13 protein-coding genes are annotated in these 19,278 nt (G+C 30.3%); 7 read left to right on the top strand and 6 right to left on the bottom strand.

Going from position 1 to position 19,278, the window contains the following annotated elements; all coding sequences use genetic code 11:
- Window positions 1-84: 84 nt before the first annotated feature.
- Complete coding sequence (locus ACFEL1_RS01950; RefSeq protein ID WP_375331294.1) at window positions 85-525, bottom strand: hypothetical protein; 441 nt, start codon at window positions 523-525, stop codon at window positions 85-87.
- Window positions 522-1,451, bottom strand: a complete 930-nt coding sequence (locus ACFEL1_RS01945) for an Rpn family recombination-promoting nuclease/putative transposase (protein ID WP_375331293.1) — start codon at window positions 1,449-1,451, stop codon at window positions 522-524. Before ACFEL1_RS01945 ends, ACFEL1_RS01950 begins: the two co-directional genes overlap by 4 nt.
- A 1,113-nt stretch (window positions 1,452-2,564) precedes the next feature.
- Between ACFEL1_RS01945 and ACFEL1_RS01940 the strand changes: the two genes are divergently transcribed.
- The 6 genes from ACFEL1_RS01940 to ACFEL1_RS01915 all read left to right on the top strand — a co-directional run bounded on the left by ACFEL1_RS01940 (window position 2,565) and on the right by ACFEL1_RS01915 (window position 12,944).
- Entirely contained in the window at window positions 2,565-4,796 is a 2,232-nt protein-coding gene (locus ACFEL1_RS01940; protein ID WP_375331292.1) for a hypothetical protein, read from the top strand.
- Between the two features lie 54 nt (window positions 4,797-4,850).
- Window positions 4,851-6,905, top strand: a complete 2,055-nt coding sequence (locus ACFEL1_RS01935) for a hypothetical protein (protein ID WP_341788001.1) — start codon at window positions 4,851-4,853, stop codon at window positions 6,903-6,905.
- Between the two features lie 69 nt (window positions 6,906-6,974).
- Entirely contained in the window at window positions 6,975-7,511 is a 537-nt protein-coding gene (locus ACFEL1_RS01930; RefSeq protein ID WP_375331291.1) for a hypothetical protein, read from the top strand.
- A gap of 514 nt (window positions 7,512-8,025) precedes the next feature.
- Window positions 8,026-10,947 carry a helicase-related protein gene (locus tag ACFEL1_RS01925; RefSeq protein ID WP_375331290.1) on the top strand — a complete coding sequence of 974 codons (2,922 nt, stop codon included), beginning with the start codon at window positions 8,026-8,028 and terminating at the stop codon, window positions 10,945-10,947.
- Window positions 10,948-11,123: 176 nt separating this feature from the next.
- Window positions 11,124-12,797: an AAA family ATPase gene (locus tag ACFEL1_RS01920; protein ID WP_375331289.1), complete on the top strand. Its 1,674-nt coding sequence runs from the start codon at window positions 11,124-11,126 to the stop codon at window positions 12,795-12,797.
- A gap of 9 nt (window positions 12,798-12,806) precedes the next feature.
- The gene (locus ACFEL1_RS01915; RefSeq protein WP_342169807.1) at window positions 12,807-12,944 is read left to right on the top strand and encodes a hypothetical protein; all 138 of its coding nucleotides are present in this window, start codon (window positions 12,807-12,809) and stop codon (window positions 12,942-12,944) included.
- On the opposite strand, the gene ACFEL1_RS01910 is transcribed toward ACFEL1_RS01915, so the two are convergent.
- Window positions 12,941-14,518, bottom strand: a complete 1,578-nt coding sequence (locus ACFEL1_RS01910) for a recombinase family protein (RefSeq protein ID WP_375331288.1) — start codon at window positions 14,516-14,518, stop codon at window positions 12,941-12,943. The genes ACFEL1_RS01915 and ACFEL1_RS01910 overlap by 4 nt on opposite strands.
- A gap of 481 nt (window positions 14,519-14,999) precedes the next feature.
- Here ACFEL1_RS01910 and ACFEL1_RS01905 point away from each other — a divergent pair, with 481 nt between their 5' ends.
- Entirely contained in the window at window positions 15,000-15,215 is a 216-nt protein-coding gene (locus ACFEL1_RS01905) for a hypothetical protein (RefSeq protein ID WP_375331287.1), read from the top strand.
- A gap of 170 nt (window positions 15,216-15,385) precedes the next feature.
- On the opposite strand, the gene ACFEL1_RS01900 is transcribed toward ACFEL1_RS01905, so the two are convergent.
- The 3 genes from ACFEL1_RS01900 to ACFEL1_RS01890 all read right to left on the bottom strand — a co-directional run bounded on the left by ACFEL1_RS01900 (window position 15,386) and on the right by ACFEL1_RS01890 (window position 19,198).
- Window positions 15,386-17,620, bottom strand: coding sequence for a tetratricopeptide repeat protein (locus ACFEL1_RS01900; RefSeq protein ID WP_375331286.1), 2,235 nt, complete (start codon window positions 17,618-17,620; stop codon window positions 15,386-15,388).
- Window positions 17,621-17,889: 269 nt separating this feature from the next.
- The gene (locus ACFEL1_RS01895; RefSeq protein WP_375331285.1) at window positions 17,890-18,018 is read right to left on the bottom strand and encodes a hypothetical protein; all 129 of its coding nucleotides are present in this window, start codon (window positions 18,016-18,018) and stop codon (window positions 17,890-17,892) included.
- A gap of 292 nt (window positions 18,019-18,310) precedes the next feature.
- Window positions 18,311-19,198, bottom strand: coding sequence for a HEPN domain-containing protein (locus ACFEL1_RS01890; RefSeq protein WP_375331284.1), 888 nt, complete (start codon window positions 19,196-19,198; stop codon window positions 18,311-18,313).
- Window positions 19,199-19,278: the final 80 nt, after the last annotated feature.

Genomic DNA, 19,278 nt, shown 5'->3' with positions numbered 1-19,278 from the left:
AGGATATTATTCTAATGATTAAACGAATTGTTTTTTGAAAATATTAGATTAGTATTAACAGATATTATAATAGCTAAATATCCCTTAAATAGCTAATATCATGTCCATAAATAGATTCCTGAACTTAAGTCTCCTCATGGGCAATCTGCATTCCTTTGGGGTACAAGAAAAACCGGTAAAACATTGCCTTTTAGATAATCCGCTTTGGTAAAACATGTCTTCATAACGAGTTAAATATTCCTCATCTTCCTTGGATCGTTTATCAGTATATCTCTTATCTTCAGGCAGTCCAAGTCGACAATAAAATTTATGCCACTCTTCATCAGAGCTGTCATCCTTTGGCACGGCAACTCGCTGGTTCAAGCTCTTCTCTGCTTCTAAATAGCTCTGTGCCAAAAATGAGACATCTTTGAACTTGCCCAGTGACTCAGCTTTACGTATTTCCTCAGGTATGTTAGCTAGCCAATCATTACTAGAAGTAGTATGGCTAGTTTCATAGTTATTGGCAATTAATTCTTTGCTCATTTGCTTATTCTTTTTAACACTTCTATTTCTTTTTTTAACTGTTCTATTTTTTCAATAGTTAGTTTTGTATATTTAACTATTTTTTCTATTGGCTCATTATTAATTAACATTTCTTTTGCCATGGCTATAGCATTTTCTTTAATACCTTCAGCTTTACCTCTAGCTTCAGCATCTTCAATTTGTTGCTGTTCTACCGCTAAATTATCAAGACGAGCTTTGGTCATTTGCTCATAGGTGTTAAGTTCTGCCTCTGACCAGCTAGCTTGGTCTACTGCCTCAAATGCTCTTCTAATAATTTCATCCTTACCTATTAAATGCTCTATTTCTGTTAATGTTAATTTACTATCTCCTGCATGCTTAAAAAAATACATCCACTTCTCTTCAATAGTCTTTAGCTCATCTATAGTTTTTTTAAATTTTTCAAGCTCTAAAAAAACAAAGTAAAAATCTTTTAAATCATGAGCATAGCTCTCTGTATCTAAAAGACGATGTTCTGATTTCCAATGTTTTTTATCTTCAAACATTACAAAATTCGCTATCGCTAAAAATATTACTCCTTTTAATTTAGCGTATACTGCCAGTTTCTTGTGTTTCTCATCTTCCTCAATTCTTTGCTGAGAATATGCTTTAGCTGCATAATATTGGGCTCTTTTTTCAAATCCTGGATGCTTACTTACCTGCATCTCTACTATGAATTGATTACCGTGTTGATCTTTACATAACACATCAACAATAGACTTTCTGTAAATAGCAATATCAGGGTCTTGGATAGTTGGTAAAAATGTCACCTCAATTATTTGCTCATTTTCTTTACACTTAAGAACATCGTTTAAAAAATGTACAAGTATATCTTTGTTCTTTTCAGTACCAAAGATTTTACGAAAACAAAAATCATTTTTAGGATCAAGAAACTTTGATAAAAACATATAACATAACCTCTTAATTGTTACTAAATATCGCTATTACTTATCTGATTCATTAGTATTTTTAGCACCATCAATATTATTAACTCCATCATCTTCTGAAGCTTACGAGCATATATATAGGAACAACGCCCGATGTCCTTCTAGAAAGGCAATGTAATCACTTTCTTGCCGAATAAAATTGCTGCGATACACACCACTTAATTGAGCTAAGTCTTCTAGTACTATTTTACCATCTTCTCCACTAAAAAGCTTGCAATAAATTGATTTTAATTGCAAGCTTTTTAGTGGAGAAGATGGTAATGAGGAGTTAGCCTGAATATTGGTGTGCCACGAAATGTAATTTGGCAGTACTTTTTGTAATTCATCCCAACAAATATGCCAAAATATTTCCTATAAAACTTACGACTCTTACAAAACCCTTGTAATTTTTGTATTTCTGATTTGCTACAAAATGATATATTGCCATTACTTTTATTTTGGGATAATAGCATGACAAAAACCGAATCTTTGAGCACAGGCAAACTAGGTTTACCTAGTTTGCCCAAGTGCGCCTATCGGAATTTGAGCTGTAACCGCTATAACCTCATTCGTAAACTTCAAGCTTATTTTGTTTGCTAAACCTCATATAGACAGCAACATCTCTCCTTGGCAGGCCTTAGGCAGAAGGTTGGGTAGAGTGATAGGTGGATGGAAGATAATGACAGCAAGGGGTTTTAACACTCTGTCCGTAAATGTAAAAATCAAAACTTATAATATTTGAATATGTCAAAGAAAATTCTTATAGACTAACAGCTGAAAAGCTATATATGGTATTGTGGTTAAAAATATATAAAATAAGTTGTTGCATTAAGATTTAGGAATTAGTAGAATAAACCATTAAAGAATTTTTATATTTATATAATAATATCAATTAATGAAGGTAGCTGACATTTTATTCTGTTACCTAGGAGTCTTTCGGAGAATAGCGAATTTACCCTAATTAATGATCAAATTTGAAAAATAAGCCGTAGGGGAGTACGGTCAATTTTTTTATTTTCTGCAAAATATTTCTATTCTCCGACAGACTCCTAGGTAAGACTAAAGATTGATCTGAAATTATAGGAGTGGGGTTACATGTCAAACGTACATAATGCGGTAAAAGTTAAGTGGCATCAAACAAAAGGTGACGGTAATTGCTTTTTCCATGCAGTATTTGGTGATAAAGATAGCCCTAATCCTTATGAAACCAAGCACGCTGATACAATGAGGAAAGAATGGCATAATTTCTTGAGTCAATTTAATTCTTTACAAGATCCAAAAATGCCAAATAAACTGAAAGATCAGTTAAAGACAATATTTACTGCTTTCATAAACAACCCAGAATATCTAACTAATAGATCAGAGCAAATTAAAGAGTTAGCTGATCAAACAAGAGAAAGGAGTGATAATGCTGGAACAGATGTTCAATCTCAACAATCTATTGTAAATTCATTTTGTGAAAATGAAAATCTATATCAATACTATTTAGGCGCTATTAGTAGTAATAATTATTATGTCTTTACTGAAGAAATTCCTATTCTGGCATCTTTAGCAAATATTAAAATTACATTTTATCGTAAAGATAATCATGGCAAAATATATAGTTTAGTTTATCCCCTAGACAAGGAACTATTAGGACAGTATCAAGCAAATCTTGAACTTTGGGGGACAAAAGAAGAGGCTATTATATTTCACGAGGGCATGCATTTTTCACATGCTGAATATTACACATCTAATATTCAAAATCAGCAGTATGCTCCTACAAGAGAATATTTTAATGCAAATGAAGAAGCGATGCAAAAATTTCATGTTAAGGAACTTTCAAGTAAGCTATTTGGAGTGGAAATAAGTAAAGAAATATTTGCAGATATTGTAATTAATGATAAGGATGGTAATCACCATGTAACAGTATGTCGTTCCAAGATTATTGGTAGTTCGATTGAACAAATGCATTATGTAACTCCATTGTTGTTTTTAAAACAGGCTCTTGGAATTAAAGTGTTAGATGTATCAATAGGTAAAAATTATACAGTAGACAATTTTATAAAGTATATATTAGCCATATCAGACCAAATACAAGGTAGATGTCTGACACAAGAACAATATGATAGTCAAAAACTAAATAGGCAAGAAGACTTTTTTAATATCAAGGTTATTACTACAAAGAGAGATAGTACGAAAAAAATAAAATATCTAATTACTAATGAAGACTTAATTGAGCAATTGGAGAGTCATGAGATAAATTTGTCAGAGTACAATGTTGATGAATCAAAAAGAGATTATACTACTGAATTTCAGAGATATATTAAATATGTACTCAGTGGTTTTCAAAAAATGATACTTGATGATTATTACATTCTTGAAACAACTTGTGAACTTATAGCAAAGTTTATATTAACTACACTTAGTCAACAGGAAGGAGTATATTTTTCTACAAAGGATAATATGTTATTTAAGGAGATACGCCTATACCAACACATGAAAGGAGCAAAACTGGATGATACAGTACCTTATGAAGTTGTATCTCATAAAGAAATTGTTGATAGAATTGAAGGGAATAAATTTAAATACCAAGGTAATAAGAAAGAACCACATATTAGAATTATAGATGTTAAAGAACAAATAGTACAAAACACAGTAGAAGCATTAGATATAATAGACTCCTTAATAAAGGGTATTGTACTTAATGTAAGTAGTATAGAGTCAGATAAAATAAGCTTATTGTTAAATAAGTATAATAAGTATAATTTTAAAATTAACACATTTACATATAAGGATAATAGTTTAGATAATTACACTGATTATGAGGATCCACTTACTGAAAATAATTGTAATCAAATTTTTCATTGTCATGCAGCAAAACATTTATATCTAATATTTAACTTTAGATCGTTAGGAACAGAAAAAATGTTTGCACCTAAACAAAAGGGTGATAGGACAGGAATAGTTAAAGTTTACACTTCTAATAGCGAACAATTAAGTGAACAATATTCCATTCAAAAATCAGCTACCGCTATACCAGCAAAAGAACCATTAACACAACAAGTTATTAGTCATATTTCTCTGATGTTAGCTCCTTTCTCATCATTGAATTCTAATGTTACACTTGAAGAGGATGTTAACCAACAGGGGTTATCACCAATAAAGCAAATATTTAACTCTTTTTGTAAGTTACTAAAGGCTGATTACAGCTCCCCGAATATTTTAGATCAAGTATGGTATAATGACTTAGAACGTCAATTTAATATAGAACTTATAGATAAGTTAGATGAAAATTTAAGTGTATCAGGTGATACTTATAGGCAAGATAATTTAGATTTTTCATAAAAAGTGCTATGCATATAGCCATAGAATAAATTATAAATATAGATTAGGTTTATTATGAAATTTACAGCAGCAGTAGAAGGGTTTATTAAGTTTATATCTGATGCATTAGATGAAGATAAGAAAGAAGTTATTACAACTTGGATTGGCAATAATTTGCTTAATCAACCCCCAAGCCTAAGGATTACTCAAGATATAAAAGCAGCTTTTTTTGAAGCACAAAAGACAGTGTTTACTGAATACATTATCAGAAATGATATAGAAAAAATAAAACTGTTACTTGATGCAGTAAATAGTCCTGCTAATGAAAAATTAAGAACATTTGAATGTAAAGTACTAGCAGATGCTTTTATTGACAAAAAAGAGTTTTTAACTACAAATACACAACATAATCAAGAATTAATTGATATATTAAATAATCAATATGAAAATATAGACAGTGATGAGTTAAAAGAAAGTATATCAAGCAAAATACAAGAAGTACGGCAAATTATAGATGATTCTATGGGTGGAATTGTAGAACCGAGTACTCCAGTCATAAAACAACAAAAATGGTATATTCGCAACTTTATAGAAAAGTTATTTAAAATAAATATGAGCCAAGATGTATTAGTAGATATTGTAATTAATGACGATCCTACTAATCCATGTGATAATCAAACTACAATAGTGGGGCGTCCAAAAGTATTAGGAAGTTCAACAAAGCAAATGCGCCATGTGACACCATATGCTTTTATAGCAGCAGCTATTAAAACAAAAATTGATATATCAGAAGGGCATGATGGTTATAAATCATATGTAACCAATTTAGTAGAAGCTACTAAACCGCTACTCAAAAATAAAAAAGGTATCTGCTTAACAAATGCTCAATATTCTAAACTAAGTTCTAATAGTACATTACAAGATGAGGGATCTGAAGCATTTAAATTATCTACTACCAGTAATGAATATCACTTAATATACAATGATGCACTTATAGAACAATTCAAGAAATGTGATGATTTCTCGCAAGCTGAAAAAGATAAAGCTGAAGCAGATTTTAGTACTAAATTTGAAAAATATATTACTTATGGTATAAAATATCTCACTGAAGGAATATTAGATTCACAAAATGCTAACACTATAACCATAGTTTGTGAAGGAATTGCAAGGATAATATTAACTTTATTTAATCAGGAGAAATATGCTGCTTTTCCTGAAGAGGGAAATTCTTTGAAAGAGGAAATTCGTGTATATAACACTCCAGAGGATGCAAAACAAGCTGCAAAATTAAAGTTAGAACAACAGAAATATGAAGTAATATCTCATAATGAGATAACTCAGGGAAATACATTACAATATGACTCATGTATTAGAATTGTTGATAATGAAGGTTCCATAGTAAGAAAGGTAGTAGAAGTATTAAAGATTATAAACTTATTAATGCATCATAAATTATCAGAAGTATCACGTAAGACAGAAAAAAAAGATTTAGAATATCAAAAAGAATATAACGAGAAATATAATTTTAAGGTAAATGACCAAAATCTTAAGTGTAAAGACAAATATAATGAAGATATTGACATTGAAAAAAATTTAGTAGATATTTTTCAATATCATGTAGCAAAACATCTATATTCTGTGTTTGATTTTAAACCATTAGAAAACAAAGTATTAGCACCCAAACAACATGATGATACAGACATAATAAAAGTTTATACTTCAGCTGGTGGACAGAGGCAAGCTGAATATTCTGTTCAGGATGGTATTCAATATCGAAAGTTAGAGGTTAATGGTGCAAGAGGTTATAATGATGATGCAGTATTTCGTTCGGAAATGAGTAATGAAAAAACTAAAGGGATACTAAAAGACAAGGTTGTTAATCATGTTATTATTTCTCTTTTACCGTTTGATGCGTTAAAAGTTGAATGTATATTTAATGAATCACAATGTAAAGGAACTCCAATACTACAAGCTTTTTGTGAGTTAGTAAAAGTAAAGTATGAAGCAGAGGGAATGATACAATTGGATGATGCATGGATGATTAATGTCCAAAATGAATGTTCTAGGTATTTTGAAGATGTATTATTAGGTGATGTATCAAAACCTATAGATGCAATTTATGATGTCTAACTAATACAAAAGTGATATAATTACTAGAATGAGATTTAGTTATAATAATTTAATAGAGGATAATGTTATATGTATAAAAATGTTTCACACAGGACTTTGCAAGCAGGGTATACTGAATTTTTAGTTACAAAAATTCAAGATGACGATATGAAATCTGTAACAGAATGGGTAGAAGAAAGTTTAATAAACGAGAATCCCAATGTTGATGCTCCTAGGAAAATTGCTTTTTATGAAGCAGAAAAATTACTAATTTCTGAATATATTGAACGAGACAAATTTGATAGGTTATCTACACTTATTAACGCAATAGATAATGAAAAGTTTGATAAAGAATGTAAAGATCATCCAAATTATCCTAAATTAAAAGCCAATGAATGTCGAGTCCTTGCAGGTGCTATAATAGAATCTAAAAAATACTTGGATCAGGATAAAACTATGCATCAAAAGCTTGGTGAGTTACTCAATACTAAATATCAAACACTAAAGGATATAAAGTATGATGTTAGCCAAATTAAAACAATAGATACTGCTCTTCAAATTGTACATTATGAAGAAGCTCCAGTTAGTACAATGGGAGCTACCAGCGATACTATTGATCATCATTAATCATAATAAAGAGGTTAGAAATGATCTCTTTATAACTCTGATATGGTTGGAGATTTACATAAATGTGTTGGCTCAAAGCAGTTAGTTACCTTGATACATTGGTATTCGGTTAGATTAGACAAAATAGTATTTTAGTAATAAATAGGCAGAACCTATAATAATCCAAGGCTTACAATGGAAACATTTAAAATTACCTAATAAACCAAACTATTGAATTTGTATGATTCGGGTAGCAAATGTTAGTATCTATTCACGACCCCGGCAGAAATTTAACTATTAAAGTAATTTAATACAATTTTTTAAAACATAAGACTGTGATTTTTACACCTCCAAGGTGTATTTTTTAAAGAAAAATACACTAGTGATTGATTTTCTGCCGGGGGTCGTGAATAGATAGTCTCCCCGTCAAAAGTCTAGAAGGATAATATATAATATGCTTAGCAGATAAAAATATATAGAGAATCCATAAGAAAAAGCTATAATATTGGCAAAAAACTTAAGGATTATCTGATTAATGCCGATAGAAAATATAACAAAGTTGCAAAGACAAGGACAGCTTTTTGGTTACAAACTGACCGAAGAATTAAACCACAATAATAAATTATATAAATTAAGATCATTAATAAATTGGTTTAGTTTAGAGGAATGGTTGTCAGCGAATGTTGATATTAAGAAATATGGTAGTAAAATATTTGGTATGACAGGTACTTTAGGCTCAAATGCTGAGGAGTCTTTGTTATCTGAAATATATAATGTAGATCATACGGAAATTCCTACTTATAAAGAAAAAAAATTTACAGAATTAACTGGAATAATAATTAAAGATAGTAATTGGCTTGATAGCATTATACTTGGAATATTAGAACAAATTAATCTAAGTAGAGCAGTGCTGGTTATTTGTGAAACTATTCAAGATGTTAAAATAATAAAACAAAGCTTAGAATTATTTAAAAGCTTAGATAAAAATGCTATTAATACAATTAAAACTTATGTTGATGAAGATGACGCAAAAATTACCAAGGATAGGGTAAGTTCTAGAGATGTAATTATAGCGACCAATATAGCTGGTAGAGGAACAGATTTAGAGACAGTCGAAGAGCTGAATCAATATGGTGGATTACATGTTTGCATTACTTTTCTGCCATCTAACCAAAGAGTAGAAGATCAAGCATTTGGTCGAACAGCTAGACAAGGTAGCACCGGCAGTGGACAATTAATTATTAGAGAAAGTGAGATTAGAAGTTTAGGTATAACAAAACCACTGGAAGATATTAAGATTCATGAAGTAAAAGAGTTTAGAAATGAAGTAGAAAAATTAAGAGTGCAGAATATTTTAGATAAAGTAGTAGAACTTGATCTTCAGGATAAATTATTTCATTGTTTTTCTAATTTGTATCAAGAGTTACGAGAAAAGAATAAACATATTGAAGGATTTCATTTTTTACTAGAAGACCTAAAAGAATATTGGGCTTTTTGGTTGGAACGACAAGAGCTTAAAGCCAACAATTTACCTGAATTAGAAACAATTACTCAAGAAAAAAAGCTAAAGTCAGAACAACATTCTTCTCTCAAAGCTATAGCAGAGCAAGTATTTGTAAAATTCACAGAAGAAGCAAAAATCTTGATAAAGGGGCAAAAGGTCTATCAAGATGGAATAGAAACTAATGGTAGTATAGCAGAAGCAGAGAGAATCATTCACAATCCTTATCATAGGATAAAACAAGCCGAGTATTTAGTACAGAAAAATAATTTACGCAATAATAAATTATCTAAAGCTGAAGATGCATTAAAACAGGCTATTTTTCTAAGCGGTAGCACAGAAATATTACCTAGTGCTGATATAATACTCTTTGAAGTGGAGATAGAACGTAGCTGGCATCTAATAAAAAAGTTCACCTCAATATTTACTGCTATATCTCAAGGAACATTCATTATTAAAGAGCCAGAATCATCAATACACCCTGCAAATTATAAAGATATCGCTAGAGAGTGCCTTGAAAGGGCAAAAAAACCTTTAGAGAAAGAAATTAATTATCTAAGAGAATTTTTTAAAATCAATAATGATTTTGATCTAATATTATTACCTGAATCTTCTAAGGATAGTAATCAAGATATGTTAAACCACACTAGCCTAAAAGCTTCAATAGTCTATAGAGCTACAGATACAGACTATTTCCACCTTAAGTCAAAAGAATATGATCAAGAAGTTGTTCATAAGATACATGGTATAATAGAGCTAGCAGAACTTCTAAATAAATATCAAAACGATATCAATAATAAACCTATTTGTATGCACTACTATAACAAGAACAATAATGATCAAAACACAGAGGATATAGATGACATTATAACAATCTATATATTAAAAGATAATGATCATATTAGCATATTATATGATGACCCTTTAGGCGATAAGATACCATATAATATAATATGGTTGCTTACAAAATATTGTCATAATCAACAAAAACAAATAGATCAGGTTGAACAAATGGAGCAATTAGCTAAAATGTTATTTCTTGAACAAGAAGGAGCTATTGTGCCAATGGCAAGAGAAGCAATAAAAGAGGAGACTACTCATAGTGGAAATAAAAAATCTTATCAAGAAGAGTTACTACAAAGGAACTTGTTATTAAAACATTTATACTCTAAATTAGTATGTTTAAAGATTCAGCAAGACAATATAGATGAGCTTATCAAGAAGCTTAGCAGTGCAACAGGGGACTTGATAATTAAGAGTAGAAGCTCCGAATCTAAATATTTTCAGAAAATTGACTCTAACAAAGAAGTGATTACTAGTGTTGAAATAGCGGAATTAGAGCATATCGGTTTAGGTAATATATATGGGTTGAATACCGTACAAGAACTAACTGACGAAACTATTGAGAATATAACGAAACAAGTATATAATGGTTTATCTTTACTTAAAACTGCAGAAGAGTTTCCTTTTTTATCTCTTATCATGAAACAAGTTGGTTATATCTTAATAGCAGAAGGAATATCTAATTTAACAAGTGAATTAATAAATCATAGAGAATCGTCATTATCTTGCAATCAATTATTTTATCTAAATGGCAGAATAATCAATGAAGCTATTAGTTTAATAGCCGAAGAACCAGTAACCTTTATTGAGAAAATTATGCAATATACAATTAAGTCATATCAAGAACTTATTGTACAAGAAAGCCTGCCGTCTGTGATAAGTTTATATGAAGAGCTACATAATCAACAAATTGCAATAATTCAAGAGTTCTTAGATAAGGTAAAATTTGATCAGACAAAGACAAAACAAGAATATACGAATTTAAAAGATGAAAAAGACAGTGAAGTAGTACCCTATACTGCGTATCAAACCCAAGATTTGGATCAAATGCAAGGACAAGAACGTGAGCAAGCACAAGATGTTGGATTGATTGGTTGTGATTGGGTTATATAAATTGTATTTCAGTTAATTACACTTTATAATAATCCACAGTCTATAAATTCTAGATAAAATTTTAACATCATTTTAATACTAGCCTTAAATATTAGCAGTGTGTTGATCTTTATTGGCAAGGAGAATAATTACTGCCCAACTAAATCTCATAGAATGAAACTATTTGGAATAATATAATGAATAAAGAAAGCGAATTAACATCTGAAAATATAGTAATACCTAAAATGAGAGTCGGAGACGATGATTTTAAAAGTCTATTGTTCAATAGTGATATTTTTGTTGATAAAAGTTTACTAGTTAAAGAGATTATTGAAGATAGTGGCAGCGTAATACTTATAACTCGACCAAGACTTTGGGGTAAAAGCTTGAACATGGATATGATCAAGAAGTTCTTTGAAATAGAGGTGGATGAGAGAGGTAAGCCTTTACCTCAAGAAAAGAGGGTAAATCATAAACTCTTTACTGGCGGTATAGTAGATTTAGGCTTTGATGAAAACAAAGAATTACAGCCTTTAAAAATTGCGGATGTAGTAAGGAGCATGAAACGTCAAGGTCAATTTCCAGTTATTTCTATAAGTTTTAAAGATGTAAAGGGTAGCAATTACCAAGACGTTGAGAGCGGAATAAAGAATCAAGTTACTAAGTTATTTGGAAAACATCGTTATTTAAAGCATTATATAGCAAAAGATACAAATTTACTGGATGACGTACAAAAGGAAAAATTAAACCGATATTTTACAGGAAAATTTGATAAAGAATATCTTAAAGATAGTCTAGGCTTTTTAAGCGAACTATTATATAAACATTTTAATCAAAAAGTTTATATATTGATTGATGAGTATGATACACCGATTAATAGTGCCTATATTAAATTTAGTGATAAATCAAAAGAGTTTGAACAAGTTCTTGAATTATTTCGTGGCATGTTTGGCAGCAGCCTAAAAGGTAATACTTGTGTAGAAAAAGGAGTAATAACTGGCATATTACGAGTTGCTAAAGCTAATTTGTTTTCTGATTTGAATAATGTTAGTGAATATACTTTACTTGATAAAAAATTTGCTAAATTTTATGGCTTTACACAAACAGAAGTTGATGCATTATTAACTGTTGTCCCCACTAAAACCAATCCTGAAGAAATTAAGAATTGGTATAATGGTTATACATTTGGTGACGAGGTTATATATAATCCGTGGTCAATTATGCAATGTCTTGCTCGTAATGGCGAGCTTGATCATTACTGGTTAGATAGTGGTGGGACTGGTTTAGTTGATAAGGCATTATTGTCAGATGAAATGCAAGAAGACTTGCAACAACTTGCTAGCGGTAAAATTATTGTTTCCTCGATTACTAAACAAATAAGTTTCAATGATATTAACTCACGATCAGGATTATTCAGCCTATTGCTATTTAGCGGTTACTTAAATCCAACTGTTATAGAGTCGGCAAAAAATATTTACGAATTATCTGTGCCTAATGAAGAAGTAAAATTTATATATGAAAGCAGATTATTACAATGGGTTAGTAATAAGTTACAAGTTGATACTTCTCTGTATTTTCCTCTTGCTAGTTTATTACCTGCCTACCGCTTAGAGGAATTTGAAGAACGATTGCAAGATTTGTTACAAAATTCTACCAGTTTCCATCAAACAGGAAATAAAAAAGCCGAGTTATTTTATAGTGGTTTTATGCTAGGACTTGTTAACATGTTATCTTCTAGCTACATCATAACCAGTGAACAGGAGTCAGGTAGTGGCAGAGCTGATATTATTATGATTCCTAAAGCTGGCAGGGAAGATAATGCCATCATTATTGAGTACAAGATTGCCAAAAATACAGAAGATTTAGCCTAGGTAGTCCAAATGGGATTAAAACAGATTATAGATAAGCAATATGATGTAAAGGTTAAAGAACATTCTCACGTCAAAAAGATCATTAAACTTTCTCTAGCTTTTTGTGGTAAAAATATGGATTTACAATATCAGGTTACAGAGCTTTAGTAATAGACTGTAAGCGTTTGAATAATCAGTAATTTTATGTCTATCGTGGTTCTGAAATTGTCCACTACGCCCCGCCATTCGGTACAAGTTGTCGTTTTTTCAAAAATATCGAACGGGAAACGTAGAGAGGTCTCAAGTTTTTTGCCCCTCAGTTTAAGGTTCTGAAATACGAAATTTATCATTTTGCGTTTTTGGGGCATTTCAGAACCTTTAAAAGTTTCATAGGCTTCAGATGCTAGAGTTATTAGCGTTGTAGCGGTATCAGTAAATTTATCGTCTGCTTCCTCATAAACTTTAATTAAACGAGCAATTTCATATTGGCGATCTTTTAATTGTTGTTTTTTTCTTTGAAATTCTTCTGTACTAAGTTCTCCATTGAGTCGCAAATCTATTAATGAATTTAATCTATTTTCATTTTCGGTATGTTCTTTCTTTAATGAAGCTGTTGCTTGGTCATGTTCAGCTTTTTTTAGCTCATTAGTGTTTCTTAGGTATGCAAGGGTCTCTTTTAGCATTTCCGGGTCTCTTATACCTATTCTTTTAAAAACCTCTTCTATTTGCTTTAAAACCTCATCTTCCCTTATATATATTTTCTTGTCTAAGTTCTGTGGATCCCAGGTAGCTAAATATGTCCATTCATCCACTTTACCGTTTGGATATGTTTTACTATGAATTTCAGATGTTACCATTTTGCCAGTTACTGCACAGGTGATTAATCCTCTAAAAAGAAAATCCTTACCACCATATTTAAAAGGCTTCTTTTTCCACCCTAAACGTACATCTTTACATGCCATAAAAGTCTCTTTTGTTATAATTGCTTGGTAACCATGTGACCACATCTCTCCTTTTACTCTCATCTCACCGTAATAAAATGGTTGTTGTATTAAACGATGTATAACAGTTTTATTTAGGTGACAATTCTTTTTACTTCTTAAGCCTAATTCTTTAGCCATGTTTACCATAGACCTAAGAGTATAGACCCCGCTCGCATATTCTTCAAATAGTTTTTTGATAATAAAAGCTCTAGACTGATCAAGAATTATTATGCTATTGCCACTTGCGTCCCTGCTATTTAGATAACCAAGGGGGGCTGGACCTATCCATTGTCCTTTACGCAATTTATGATCTAGGCTTCTTTTAACGTTATCACTTAAACTATCAACGTAAGATTGTGCCATCAATACATTCATTCCCCACATTAACCTTGCATGAGACTGAGAATCTTTATCTATTATGTAACCTTCTGTTCTAAAATGCAATTCTATCTTACCAGCTTTTATTGGTTCTTCTAGTAATGAAATTTCTGAGATTCTTCTTTGTACTCGATCTACTTTATCAGCAACTATAGCAATTGTTTCTCTATGGCTTTTAGCAAATTTGATCATCTCTTTAAATTGTTTGCGATCACCTCTGCTTGAAGATTCGATAATTTCAAAAGTTTCGATAACTTCAAGATTTTTACGTTGGCAATATTCTACTAATCTATATTTTTGAGCTTCAATTGAATACCCTTCTTCTTGCTCCCTTGTTGAAACACGAACTAAAATTATTGATTTTGTTGCTTTGTCTGGCATATTTTTTCCTTTGATAATAGTAATAATAAATTAAAGTTTAAATTAATAAGTATTATGCATTCAGAGATAGAACAAATACTGGACAAGTCAAGTTGAGTTTGCATTAAATTATCCAAGTAACCCCAGTATTAGAGCCAAGTGTAACATTTTTTTGTCATTGATAATTTTTGGTTATTGTAAAAATAATTGTTTTAACTCGTAGCAGGAGTAACTTTATCAAGTGGTTTATCATAGATACCCCTATTTAACTATTTTAAGGCTATTACACGGCTTTTTAGTATCATTATGGTACTACCCCCAACTTGGTCTTGAATTATTACGCTCTAAGTCTAAATATGGGCTTTTTTATTTATATGGGTTTGCTTTAAAATAGATAAGTTAAAAACTTAACCGAATGCCACTGTTTACATCGATCCCCTTATTGATATTCTGTATCAGATATGATACAATTGAGTCATAACAAATAAATTGTAGTGATCTTATGGCAGCTAAACGATTATTAGTGTCTTTAGACGAGAAAATATTTGATGAAATTGCAGGTCTTGCTAAAATCAACAATGAGTCCTTATCTAAAGTAGCAAAAGATCTTATTATAACTAGTTTGGAACTTCAAGAGGATAAAATATTAGCTAAATTAGCAGATGAAAGGATAGGTAATACTGAGGAATGGATTAGTCATACGGACACTTGGAAATAATGTATAATCTTCTCTATTCAAATCAAGTTATACACAAAGATATCCCTAAGCTTTCTACACCAGTTAAATCTTTAATTTAGAAGAACAAGCAAAAAATCTAGGATATACTTTGCTAAAAATGTGAAAATTTAGCAGATTGATTGATTTGTTTCCTAGAAGAACCTTAATGCTTAATTGTTCTTGACCCACAAATCCATGTTATATTGTTTGCAATATTCAAACATATCAACTGTATTAGGGTGGTGTATGCCAAATTCCTTAATTTGTGGCTTGCCAAAAAATTTGTAATTATATAAATCTTTGCTTTTACAGGCAGCTTTTGCTCCATGATTATACAAATAACTCATTTGGGCAACATTTTGACTTCTATCTCCATATAAATAATGATATATAACAAAAGCTTTTTTATAAGATTCTATAGCTTGATTCAGTTTATCTTGAGCAAATAAAATATCACCTTGTACTACATAAGCATCTGCTAAATAACGATTTTTAGAATAATTTGTGTTCTCTGCATTTTTCTTGTCTTCTGCTAAGAACAGGAGGATAGAATTACTAATATATTCATAAGCTTGATCTACTTTACCTAAACCTAATGCACTTCTTGCCATTATTGCATAAATATCTCCATCTTCATACTCATTGTGTATTGAGTTATATAATGATTGAACCTGAGTATAAGCTTCTTGATATCTACCCAAAAAATTCAACATATATGCTCTATACATATAAATTGTAAAAGCGTATGAGTCATTAATATTATGACCATTTTTTATAAATATTTCAATAACTTTATCTACACACTCTAAAGCTTCTTGATAGTGACCTTGCATCTCAAAGAATGAAGCTTTTATAATATATAGTGTATATATTTCATCTTCTTGTATTACTCTTGATTTTACTAGCTTTTCTATCTTTTTTAAAAGTTCTTCAGTTATTTTTATTTCACCTAAGAATATATAAGTCATAGCTAGATTAGAGAGAAGATTTAATTTAATAGCGTAATAATCAGCTTCATTATCAAGCTTATCTAGAATATTTAATGCTTTGGTAAAATAAGAAATTGCTGTGTTAAAATCCATTAATATTGTTTTATAATACGCTCCCACTATTCCTAAGTACCTAGCATAATAACATTTTTGAGATTCAGGCACTTGCCATAATTTAAATTCCTTATTTTTCTCTTTTTGATAAAACCAATCAAACATTTGTTTGACTTTGTTGGGGTAGGTGTTTGCGTGTAGAGCAAATAACTCCACCCTTAAGATAAGTATTGCGGATAGATTAATATTATATTTTTCAGAATTATTTAGAAGGATTTCTAAGTTTTCTGGTATAGTTTTGGTGCTTTTCCACAAATATCCTGAATAAGGACCTTTAAATTTAGGTAATTTGTTAATAATATTTTCTAAATATATTTTATTATTATCACCATTTAATTCCATTATTTTATTGCTGATTATATCATGCATTTCAAAAATAGGATTATCCTTGTTAGGATCAATATTACTGATTAGCATAAATTTAGATAATTGATATATATCATCATCTAAAGTATTTGTATTATCAGTAATGATGGTAAGCAGCTGTTTTGAGAAACTTTGATTATTGAGTAAAGCTATTTTATTAAGTAAACTTACTGCACTAGGTTTTAATTCTTGAATAGCCATTTTAATATTTGTTGTTATTTTATCAGTTGATTGATAGATTTTCTTTTTATATTCCTCTTTATCTAAACCTTTAATTTTGTTAAGTAATTGAGTTCCTTGCACTATCAATATTGGATAACCACTAAAAGATTGCGTTAAAAATTCGATACTGTTTTTATCTTTATTATCCAATAAGTTATTAGCTAAAGCTATAGTAGTAGACTCATCAAGTATGGGCATTGCTATAATATTAGGTAACTTTTCATTATCTTGCGAACAAAACACGACATGACCATTATGTTCCCATTCAACTAAATCTTGCACTTGCTTATTTTCATTAACTTTTAAATTATCAAACACTAATAACCATTTATTAGTAGGGGTTAAATATGATATTACTGCTTTTTTTGCCAAAGCAACTTTTTCAGATATATTAGTTTGTTTAACCATATTAAGTTGCTTGGCTAATTTTACAAATTGTTCATTAAGGTCTAAGTTACAATCAAAAAACCAAATTATATCGTAATTATTTTTATTCCCATAACCATACATCCTAATCAGTTGAGTTTTACCTATACCACTAGTACCAACTATACTTGCTTGTCTATATTTACTTAAATATTCATCAAGGATTTTAAGTTGTTGCTCATGATTGACAAAATAACTAATAGGGGTGATTAAATTAAATACTTGTTCTTGAGCAAAAGTATTACTATAAATAATTAGTAATATGAATAATGTTAAAAATTTTTTCATATAATGAGACTGTTGAAAAATAAATTATCCGGCTTATAGACAAGAAATCAAGCAATTTACCCTATAGCCCTGATGGAATTCGCTGGCTTACAAACTTATACTTATCATACCATCGACTTCTAAAGAGCCATTGCTACATTCAGTTTTTTCGTAAGCTAAGGTTCGTCTTATTTACCATCAATATTATCATTTTTCGCATATTCCGGATTGGAATTTGTTAAACTTTTATTACCTATAATGTCATTTCATCAATTATTTGGAGCAGTTTTTTAACTACAAACTTTACTCTCGGTATAATCATTACCTGAACTGAGTACTGCAAATACCACCCTTGCTAGCTTATTAGCTACCGCGATAACTGTTTTATCATAACCGTTTCTCTCAGATAAATTAAACATCCACTCAGTAAAACTTATTAATATCGGAGTTAAAAGATAACCATTGAAAAAAAGCTATTATCTGATCCGATAAAATTTGGTAAACCTTTAAAACATAGCTTCAAAGGTTGCCGCTCCCTCAGAATTGGTGATTATAGAGCGATTTATCAAATAGTAGATACAGCAATATACTAGTAATTCAACACCGCAAAGATTGTTATAATAATTCATAACAACAAAACTACTATACCCCAATATCCTCAAACTTACAGGTCATTGTGTTTATAGACTTACTTTGTCTATATTAAGGAGCTTAAATTACCTCTTTATTAATCCTTTCCAAGCAAATTTTTTCCGTCACTGTTTTTAATTTTTTAACTCTATCAATAAGGTAAAGTAGCTGTTCTTTAGTTATTCTATAATCTTTGTTATAGCGAGCCTCAACATAAGCCTGTTCAAGTAATCTAAAACATTGCCTTTGCTCAACGCTAGAATGAGGAAATATCTGCCATAATTCTTCATTGTAATTTCCGGCTATACTACCTAATTTTCTTATATCGTGTAGTTTAGGTTTATAGCTAGAAAAGACTAACAGGATAGCATTATAAAAACACTCAGTAGCTTGGTGTAACTCAAAAGCACACTTATTAAAGCTATTTCTTTGTAAAAATATATTACTTGCATCTATACACTCTACACCTCTTTCAAACCAGTATTCATAATCTTCTTTAGCTATTTGTCTTCTTTCTCCCCAGGGTAAGTTTTTAGCTTCCGCCAGCTGAAATTCACCGCTATCATATAAGAGAATTCCTTCTTTTTTTATATCAGAAAAGAAATAATGCCCTTTTTCAAGCTGAGTATTTACCGTCTTAATTGATTCTAGCACCAAAGTTACCCATAACTCAAAAGGACTTCTTAATGATTTTTTTTCTAACCTTTTTTCTATTTTATCTTCTATTGCTAACCCGGCAAGACCGGCATGTTTGCCTTTCTTCATGACTAACATAATATCGAGATCACTTTGATAGCTATAGGTAATATGACCTTTTTTATACTCATCTTGTACCCAATCACCTCTAGCGTAAGAGCCAAATAAAATAATCATCGCAATCTTATGCTTTGATACAGCGAGAATTTCTTTGACGATATTATCAAGTCTTTCTTGAATTATCAGGGAGCGTTCAGGTAAAACAGTTTTCATATATTTGTAATGCAGCTATCTATAATGTAGATTACTACAATCGGCATAGATATTGCAAAAAGAATTTTGCAAATTCACCT

Origin of the sequence: Candidatus Tisiphia endosymbiont of Oplodontha viridula (genome assembly GCF_964264865.1) — a bacterium.
Classification (GTDB): domain Bacteria; phylum Pseudomonadota; class Alphaproteobacteria; order Rickettsiales; family Rickettsiaceae; genus Tisiphia.
Note: the sequence above shows the minus strand (reverse complement) of the source record. Positions and strands in the feature narration are given on the sequence as shown.

Coding starts and splice junctions, on each gene's coding strand:
- ACFEL1_RS01900 (WP_375331286.1), bottom strand. CDS start 17,620: ATGAAAAAATTTTTAACATTATTCATATTACTAATTATTTATAGTAAT.
- ACFEL1_RS01930 (WP_375331291.1), top strand. CDS start 6,975: ATGTATAAAAATGTTTCACACAGGACTTTGCAAGCAGGGTATACTGAA.
- ACFEL1_RS01905 (WP_375331287.1), top strand. CDS start 15,000: ATGGCAGCTAAACGATTATTAGTGTCTTTAGACGAGAAAATATTTGAT.
- ACFEL1_RS01920 (WP_375331289.1), top strand. CDS start 11,124: ATGAATAAAGAAAGCGAATTAACATCTGAAAATATAGTAATACCTAAA.
- ACFEL1_RS01940 (WP_375331292.1), top strand. CDS start 2,565: ATGTCAAACGTACATAATGCGGTAAAAGTTAAGTGGCATCAAACAAAA.
- ACFEL1_RS01895 (WP_375331285.1), bottom strand. CDS start 18,018: ATGTTTAATTTATCTGAGAGAAACGGTTATGATAAAACAGTTATCGCG.
- ACFEL1_RS01950 (WP_375331294.1), bottom strand. CDS start 525: ATGAGCAAAGAATTAATTGCCAATAACTATGAAACTAGCCATACTACT.
- ACFEL1_RS01935 (WP_341788001.1), top strand. CDS start 4,851: ATGAAATTTACAGCAGCAGTAGAAGGGTTTATTAAGTTTATATCTGAT.
- ACFEL1_RS01945 (WP_375331293.1), bottom strand. CDS start 1,451: ATGTTTTTATCAAAGTTTCTTGATCCTAAAAATGATTTTTGTTTTCGT.
- ACFEL1_RS01925 (WP_375331290.1), top strand. CDS start 8,026: ATGCCGATAGAAAATATAACAAAGTTGCAAAGACAAGGACAGCTTTTT.
- ACFEL1_RS01890 (WP_375331284.1), bottom strand. CDS start 19,198: ATGAAAACTGTTTTACCTGAACGCTCCCTGATAATTCAAGAAAGACTT.
- ACFEL1_RS01910 (WP_375331288.1), bottom strand. CDS start 14,518: ATGCCAGACAAAGCAACAAAATCAATAATTTTAGTTCGTGTTTCAACA.
- ACFEL1_RS01915 (WP_342169807.1), top strand. CDS start 12,807: ATGGGATTAAAACAGATTATAGATAAGCAATATGATGTAAAGGTTAAA.